The sequence below is a fragment of the Anaeromonas gelatinilytica genome (assembly GCF_016820635.1).
In the GTDB taxonomy this organism is placed as follows: Bacteria; Bacillota; Clostridia; order Tissierellales; family SIT17; genus Anaeromonas; species Anaeromonas gelatinilytica.
In genome coordinates this window covers 1-8,056 of record NZ_WSFU01000079.1, presented here as the reverse complement: position 1 = coordinate 8,056, position 8,056 = coordinate 1, and the positions used below count along the sequence as shown (strand labels likewise).

The 8,056-nt window shown below is 32.5% G+C and carries 7 protein-coding genes; all 7 read left to right on the top strand.

What is annotated here, in order from left to right:
• The first annotated feature begins 308 nt into the window (after positions 1-308).
• The 7 genes from GOQ29_RS06265 (at position 309) to GOQ29_RS06235 (ending at position 7,952) form a co-directional block, all read left to right on the top strand.
• Entirely contained in the window at positions 309-875 is a 567-nt protein-coding gene (locus GOQ29_RS06265; protein ID WP_203371791.1) for a TetR/AcrR family transcriptional regulator, read from the top strand.
• A 574-nt stretch (positions 876-1,449) separates the two neighbouring features.
• A complete protein-coding gene (locus GOQ29_RS06260) occupies positions 1,450-1,818 on the top strand; it encodes a winged helix-turn-helix domain-containing protein (protein WP_207750657.1) in 369 nt (122 codons plus the stop codon).
• A 149-nt stretch (positions 1,819-1,967) separates the two neighbouring features.
• Positions 1,968-2,894, top strand: coding sequence for an AraC family transcriptional regulator (locus GOQ29_RS06255; RefSeq protein ID WP_203371790.1), 927 nt, complete (start codon positions 1,968-1,970; stop codon positions 2,892-2,894).
• A 490-nt stretch (positions 2,895-3,384) separates the two neighbouring features.
• The gene (locus GOQ29_RS06250; protein WP_203371789.1) at positions 3,385-4,167 is read left to right on the top strand and encodes an ABC transporter ATP-binding protein; all 783 of its coding nucleotides are present in this window, start codon (positions 3,385-3,387) and stop codon (positions 4,165-4,167) included.
• The gene (locus GOQ29_RS06245) at positions 4,157-6,226 is read left to right on the top strand and encodes an ABC transporter permease (protein ID WP_203371788.1); all 2,070 of its coding nucleotides are present in this window, start codon (positions 4,157-4,159) and stop codon (positions 6,224-6,226) included. Before GOQ29_RS06250 ends, GOQ29_RS06245 begins: the two co-directional genes overlap by 11 nt.
• Positions 6,227-6,237: 11 nt before the next feature.
• The gene (locus tag GOQ29_RS06240) at positions 6,238-6,909 is read left to right on the top strand and encodes a response regulator transcription factor (protein ID WP_203371787.1); all 672 of its coding nucleotides are present in this window, start codon (positions 6,238-6,240) and stop codon (positions 6,907-6,909) included.
• Between the two features lie 2 nt (positions 6,910-6,911).
• Entirely contained in the window at positions 6,912-7,952 is a 1,041-nt protein-coding gene (locus GOQ29_RS06235) for a sensor histidine kinase (RefSeq protein WP_203371786.1), read from the top strand.
• Positions 7,953-8,056 lie beyond the last annotated feature (104 nt).

Sequence of the window (8,056 nt, the reverse complement as noted above, 5' to 3'; positions counted from 1 at the left end):
AAAACTATATTTTGCCAAATCAAAACCGACCTCCATTAGTTAGATTTTTGGTCTAACTTTTTGAGGTCGGTTCACATTTAATGGATATTTAATAGGTATATAATGATGATTACGCACTCAGAGATGAGTGCGTTTTTTTCAAAAAGTAAGTGTAAAGTCATTTATTATTGTTCGCATTTGATTAAATTTAAGTAGTGATTTTACTTATAAACTAAGCAAATAAATAGTATTGACTAAAGCATATATTTGTGGTAAAATATGAATGAACATAAAAATATATTCATTCATAGCACTAAGGAGGTATGAGCGTGAATGACAAAAAATTTGATTTGAATAAAGCTGCTCATGAGGTTTTTCTCGAAAAAGGATATAAAAATACAAACATATCTGATATAACAAGTAAGGCAGGAATGGCAGTTGGGTCATTCTATAAACATTATCAATCAAAAGAAGAATTGTTTCTAGAAATATATATCAAAGAGAATGAAAAAATAAGAAATCAATTAATAGATACAATTGATTGGAATGGTCAACCTATTGATGTGATTGATGACATATTTAATTATTTACTAGAAGTTGTTTTAAATAATAATATTTTAGCAGAATGGAATAAAGTAGATATTTCAGACACATTGCATAAGTACTATTACTCAGAAGAGGGAAAAGCTGACTATACATTTCATCATTTTCTAAAAAATATCTTTCATGAACGATTAAATCAAGAAACATATGAAAAAGAGACAATGGATAAAATTATAAAAGTATATGATTTAATATATTATATTGATTGTCACATTACTAGTAAAGATTTTGAAGATTATGAAGAAACATTAAGAACATTAATAAAATATTTTTTGAAGGGCGCATTTTCCTAAAAGAAAATTATAAGGAATCAATTTGGTTCCTTTATATTATCAATAAAAATGAATGAATTTTTAAATTTATTCATTCAAAAATACTTTTGTTGGAACAGTTAGTAAATTGAAAAAAATGTTTATCAATATTGAAGATGCAAAAAACTTAAAAAATATTGATGTGCAAATTCCAAAGAATTTGATTGTGGAGTAAAAAACTGTAAATAAGCAGGTCGGCATTATTTAAAGGCTGATCTGCTTATTTACAGTTTCTTGAGAGCATGATAGTATCTTTTGACTTTTTTAATTGATAAATAATGGATATAAATTTAAAATATAATTATAAGATAGTAAAAGAGGAGGAATTTTAATGAATATAAAACGTTTCCTTGTATTATGTTAAGTACAACTGGTTGCAGTAAAGATACACAAAGTAAGAATGAATCTTCTGAAAAATTCTCCATTATAGGAGCATATCAAGATGAAATACATCAAATACTTGGAAAGCCGTCAGATACGCTCTTGGGTTTTCGTGGTGATATATTTGTATTTAAATAATTTGTAAGTTACAAAACCTTTTGGAATATCAGAATTATTGGCACGATTAAGAGTATCATTGCGACATTCTTCTAAGCTTTTGAACAAGCAAAATAATAGTATTGACAACTTTATACTTGGAGATTTAAAAATCGAATTAGAAAAAAGAGTTGTAAGTATTAGGGGGCAAGAAATACATTTAACCCCAATTGAATATAAACTTTTAACACTTTTAGCCCAACATGCAGGAAAAGTTTTAACTCATAATTTTATAATGAAAGAAGTATGGGGTTTAACCATTGGCAATGAAACTCAATCATTAAGAGTATTTATGGCTAGTTTAAGAAGAAAAATTGAAGATGAACCAGCTCAACCTAGGTATATTCTAACTGAAATTGGTGTAGGTTACAGGATGGTAGATGAATAGGTCAGATGTTGCAGAATCATAAATACAGCTAAATGAAATTTATTTAACTATTTCCTTAAATCTTCCAACAACAAAAAAAGGCATTCAGTGAAAAGCCTGGACAAAATCTGTCTGATATAATGAGATCATCAAAAAAAGGAGGTGCATATATGCACGCATGGGAAGCAATACAAAAATCTGTGGATTATATTGAGGAACATTTGCAAGAGGACATCAGTTCCGAAACATTGGCTGAAATGGTTGGACTATCTCCATTTTATTTTCAAAGGCTGTTTAAGCGACTGGTGAAGAAACCGGTTCAAGAATATATTAAGTTACGTCGCTTATCAAAGGTCATACTTGAACTTGGTACAGATGAACAAAGGATCCTGGATATAGCTTTAGACTACGGGTTTTCCAGTCACGCAAACTTTACACGAGCATTTAAGAAAACATATGGTATTACACCAGAAGAATACAAGAAAAGTCATCCTAGGCTGAATACCTTTGCAAAGCCCGAAGTTTCTATGAACTATATTACGATTGATGAGAATGTTCCGTTGATTGTAGGAAATATTGTTCTAGAAGTTCAGAGAAAACAGCTCTATTCTAAGGAAGTATATTTGGGATTTGCTTCAGAGGTAAACATTGCAGATCAAGTTCCAGTTGGGGAAAGTACTGGCATAGATGTGCCAGGGCAGCTTTGGAACAACTTTCATGCTAGAAAGGAGAAAATTGCTGATTTGATTGATCCTGACATTGAACTTGGCATGTCCCATATGGCAAACTCTGAAAAAGGAACATTTACTTATTTTGCTGGCAGCTTTGCAAAATCTCCTAATGTTGAGATTCGTGATCCTTTTATAAAGCAAGAATTGCCAGCAGGAGAATATATTGTTTGTAGCATTGAAGCGGAAACCTTTGAAGAATTGGTAACAACTGCATTGGACCAAGCTAACAAATATCTTTTCGGAACATGGTTAAAAAATCACAGTTTGGTTACCCAGTCGTTTTCAGCAGAAAAATACTACAAAGGAAAGGCTAATGAAAACTACATGGAGATTTGGGTAATTCCTATACCAGTAGATAGTTTGTAAATATTTTATAGGTGAAACTTAATGATGATCCAGAAAATGCAAAATATGAGGTTTGGATTCCTGTTACAAAGAAATAATAAAAAATTAAAATGATATTTCATGGTTGAAGTAAGGATTTTGTAGATACAAGAACTAAATGATTTTCTTTATGTATTTTCCCCTAAACAATAGGTTTAGGGGATTTGTTTGTGTTAAGAATACCATTTACTAAACGGGTAGTTTCAAAAGTTTTAGCTATGAGTAAAAAACTTCTTTGTTATATAATAAAGTAAATAAAATAAGTTGTATGAGGCTAGAAGTTATAACATAATACAGTTTTGACAATATTAATTTTTTTAAAAACATGTTAAAATTAAAAACATAACTGTATCTGATAATTAACAAAAAAGAAGATATTCCTCTCATTACAAACCTTACAACAACTGTAAGTGTTAATTGATAATTTTTTATTATATTGTATTAGTATAGAAGAATATAGGGAGGATATAGTATGAAAATTTCAGAAAAACTGCTTCAAGTTAAAGAAATATACAAGACATATGGCGAGGGGCAAAGTGAAACCGCTGCATTAAAAGGGATTACCCTTGATGTTTTTCCAGGAGAATTTCTTGGAATCATGGGAGCCAGTGGATCGGGTAAGACTACACTATTAAACTGCATTGCAACCATGCTTAAGCCAACATCTGGACAGATTTTGTTGGAGGGTGAAAATATTTCTTCATTTAAAGGAGACCAGCTAGCGATTTATCGAGGAAGTAAAATTGGATACTTATTTCAGGAGTTTGAGTTATTAGATAATTTAACTGCTAGAGAAAATATTATTTTGCCCATGTCTATACATGGAGAGGATCCCAAAAAGCAAGAGGTGCATCTTCAAAAATTGGCAAAGCAACTTGATATTGAAGAAGTGTTAAATAAATTCCCTTCTCAAATGTCAGGAGGTCAGAAGCAGAGAGTTGCAGCGGCAAGAGCATTGATTTCCAATCCAAGCATTGTGTTAGCTGATGAGCCAACTGGTGCCTTGGATACAAAAAACGCAAAGAAATTGATGGGAAAGCTGTCTTCTATTAATCAGACAGAAGTGGCTACTATTTTGATGGTTACCCATGATGCTAATGCAGCAAGTTTTTGTTCAAGAATCTTATTTATCCAAGATGGTGTGATTTTTCATGAGATTAGAAGAAAGGTACCTGGAGAAACACAGAATGCCTTCTATGAACGTATCCTAACAGTTATGGCACAGTTGGGAGGGGGTAATAACAATGTTCTTTGATTTCATTAAACGAAATAGTCGCAGAACTAGAAAAGAGAATGGAATTTATTTTGCTTCGCTAGTTGTTTCAGTTGTTGCTTTCTACGTAATACTTTCCCTTGGCGACCAGAATGTTATGAAGTATTTAAAGACACTTGAGAGTGATGCGGTAGCAAAGCTTTTGTTAATGATACCGATGCTCTATATGGTCTCATTGTTCTTTGTATTTTTTCTGGTTTATTGTGCAAATAAATACCAATTACAACGTCGCAGGCATGAATTTGGAATATATCTAATGATGGGGATGAAAGGAAGTAAGCTATTTACAATGATAATGGCAGAGACGTTGTGGAGTGGTTTGATTACATTATTTATTGGAATCCCCATTTCCTTATTCTTAACAGAATTAATTAGTCTTGCTACTTCCAGGCTCATAGGAATGGATATTATTGGTTATGAATTTAGTATATCTTGGTTAGGGCTTGGATTAACCATGTTTGGATTTATTGTTGTACAGATACTGGCTGTTTTTATTCTTAGCTTGAAAATGATGAAGGAAGAACCTGTAGATTTTCTAAATGAACAGAAAGAAAAAGTGCAAAAGGTACTTTCCACGAAGTGGAGTTTTGTTAATCTGTTTATTGGGGTATTATTATTGTGCCTAGCTTATGTATTATCAGTTAGTTCTTTAGATAGAGTTATTTTTATGATGACGGAATTAATATTGTTAATAGGTATCGCTGGAACTTTCACGTTGTTTCGTGGACTGGGAAATTTGATTGGAAAATGGGTAAAAGATAAAAGTAATTTGTCTACTGGATTATTCGTATTTACGGGAAGACAACTTCAGGAAAATGTCTTGCATCAATGGGGCTCTCTTGCTATATCTTCACTGCTAATGCTTATGGCAATGATTTTTTTTACCTATGGTATTTCTATGCCTTTAGCTCAAGGGAAAGAATCCAGAAGTGTAGATTTTACCTTTGAAGGATATGAAAACTCAGAAAGAGATATTATTTCTGTAGTGAGTTCTGACAAATTAAGTTCTTATATAAAAGATTATTATCCTATGAAAATCGGTATTGTAAGTACACCATATGAAGGTATGCCTAAAGATACTGTAACACATGATTTTTCTTGGGCAGAATTGGAAGAATTGACTTCTCGAGAAAAAGATTCAGAAGACAAAGAATATCTATTGAGGGATTTATCTTCTTATAAGGACTCACCTTACTTAATTTCCCTTTCTAGTTATAATTCTTTGCTTAAATCTATAAATAAAACTCCTATCCTATTGGAAGATGGGGAAGTTGCACTGTACTCTGATGAAGATAGGTTTTCGTATACTCATAATATATTGAGACGGGTATTGAAATCTAATCCAACGGTGAGTATTGATGGTCAACAATACGAATTGTTCTCCACACTATATACAAGTAATATTGTTGCGGATAGAGCTATCACCCTTGCATATGCATTGATTGTGCCTGATGATATGTATAATGACTTAGTTGATGATCAGGAAAACCCACCACGTTGGAATATGGTTTTAGATTCTAACTTTGTCCAAGAAAAAGGGTTGATGCAAGCTACCCATGAAATAGATAAGTTATTAAGTCCAACTGGTCTAAAGTATGAATCCTATCTTGCAAGTATGGGGAGACAGTTGTTTTACATAGTTGCAGGTAGTTATATCACATTCTATTTAGGTGTGATGTTTCTTATCATTTCAAATACGGTTCTAGGGCTCAAGTTTCTTATGCAACAAAGAAGTACTAGACATAGATACTATACGGTATCCATACTTGGAGCAAGTATTAAATCATTATGTTCATCAGCAAGGACACAAATTTGGTGGTATTTTGGGTTGGTTATGTCGGTTGCATTGATTAGTTCTATATTTGGTTTTCGATATATGGTAAAGGTTCTCTTACCGAGTGGATCAAGTTTAGCTAATAGCACTACAGGGTGGATAGCGGCAATTGTTCTTGCAGCCTTTATGATTTTTGAGATCTGTTATATTTGGACGATTCAGCGAAAGAGTGATGAAGAGATTAAGAAGTTAAAAGAGATAGATTAGGGGGTGAAATCGTGGAAAAGATAGTTATCGTTGAAGACGACGTTTTTCTACGTGAAGAGTTACAAAACATATTGGAGAAAGAGGGATACTCTGTAGAGTGTATCTCTTCTTTCGATAACTCCTTGGAAGATATTGTTTCAGCTTCTCCTTCATTAGTTGTATTAGATTTAAATTTACCTAAACTTTCTGGATTCGATATTTGCCGTGGACTAAAGGCCAAGGGTATGGGTCCTATTTTAGTTTTGACTTCACGTAATCGACTTCGTGATGAGTTGCATGCATTAAATTTAGGCGCAGATGACTATTTAACGAAACCATTTCATCCTAAACGTCTCATTGCTCGGATTCAAAAGCTTCTTCATCTCTATGCCAATATGCAAGTTCTGCTAGATGCTGGTGATTTTCAGTTAGATGAGAAGATAAATGTATTATATGTTGGCAAGAATTCTATTCCATTATCGGAGAATGAAGGAATTATTATGAAAGCCTTGGTGAAAGCTTCACCTTCAGTAGTAAAAAAGGAAGAACTTTTTAATCTGCTATGGGGGAGTAGTGATTATGTGGATGAAAATATATTGCAAGTAAACATGACTAGATTACGCAAGAGCCTTGATAAGGTTGAATTGTCTAATCGAATTAAGACTGTTAGAGGAATCGGGTATCAATTAATAAGAGGTGATTAGCAATGAAGTTAGGAGATTGGCTAAGTATTTTAAAGGGGGCATGGTTTTGGATATTAATTCTTTGCATGGGTAATGTTTTCTTTATTTTTCTAGCATGGGTAGCTTATCCAGAAACGTTTGAACTCCTAGTTGGTATCATGATTGTTTTTTCAATAGGTAGCATTGTCTTTGGCATAATGTTGGAGTGGAAGAGACAGAGAAGGCGAGATGAAGTCTTTTATAACTTTTTTAGAGAGCCCTCTCTAGAGCATGAATCTGAATTATTAGAGTCTACTGGTAAATTACATAAAGAAAAGATAAATTATCTGGGAAATAAATTATGGGAGTTAAATAATCAATTAGATGAGGCCAAGCTACAATCTATAGAGTATGAAGAATTTATTGAAAGTTGGGTTCATGAGATAAAGGCACCTGTTTCTTTAGCAAACTTGGTTTTGGAGAATCGTAAAGAAGAAATGTCAGAATTAGTGTATCAAAGACTTGAGCATGCAAGAATTAAAATCAGTGACAATGTTGAACAGATACTATTTTATGCAAGACTACAAGCCTCCCATGTTGACTATTGCTTAGAGAGAATTTCGTTGAATTCATGTTGCAAAGATGTACTTTTGGAACTTCAAGCATTATTGGATGAAAAAGAAGTTAAAGTTATTTTTCAGATGGAAGATGTCCCAATTGTGTCAGATAAAAAAGCACTTCAGTTTATTTTTACGCAAATATTTGTTAATGGGGCTAAATACTCTAATGAAAAAATTGATAGTTTTATCTGGTTAAAAACTGGTTTTGATAGTATAAAGAATCGATATTATTTAAGGATTTCTGACAATGGCATTGGTGTTAGGCTATCCGATCTTCCTTTCATTTGTGATAAAGGATTTACAGGCAATAATCCTAATCGAAAGCAATCTACTGGCATAGGATTGTATCTTGTAAAGAAATTATGCGATGAATTGCAGATTGAAATTGAAGTTGAGTCTGAGTATGGGAAGGGATTTACAATTCAATTACTATTTCCGATAATTGATTACAAGTTTAAGCAGTAATGAGAAGCTAATATAAGAGAATCTTATATTGGTAAATGACATTAGAGCTAATGAGAATAAGGCGAAGTTTAGTTAATTCGTAATATTTAGTGTTCATTGGGAAA

Bases quoted from the DNA above. Each gene is read 5' to 3' on its own strand.
- GOQ29_RS06255 (WP_203371790.1), top strand. From the start codon at position 1,968: ATGCACGCATGGGAAGCAATACAAAAATCTGTGGATTATATTGAGGAA.
- GOQ29_RS06250 (WP_203371789.1), top strand. From the start codon at position 3,385: ATGAAAATTTCAGAAAAACTGCTTCAAGTTAAAGAAATATACAAGACA.
- GOQ29_RS06245 (WP_203371788.1), top strand. From the start codon at position 4,157: ATGTTCTTTGATTTCATTAAACGAAATAGTCGCAGAACTAGAAAAGAG.
- GOQ29_RS06235 (WP_203371786.1), top strand. From the start codon at position 6,912: ATGAAGTTAGGAGATTGGCTAAGTATTTTAAAGGGGGCATGGTTTTGG.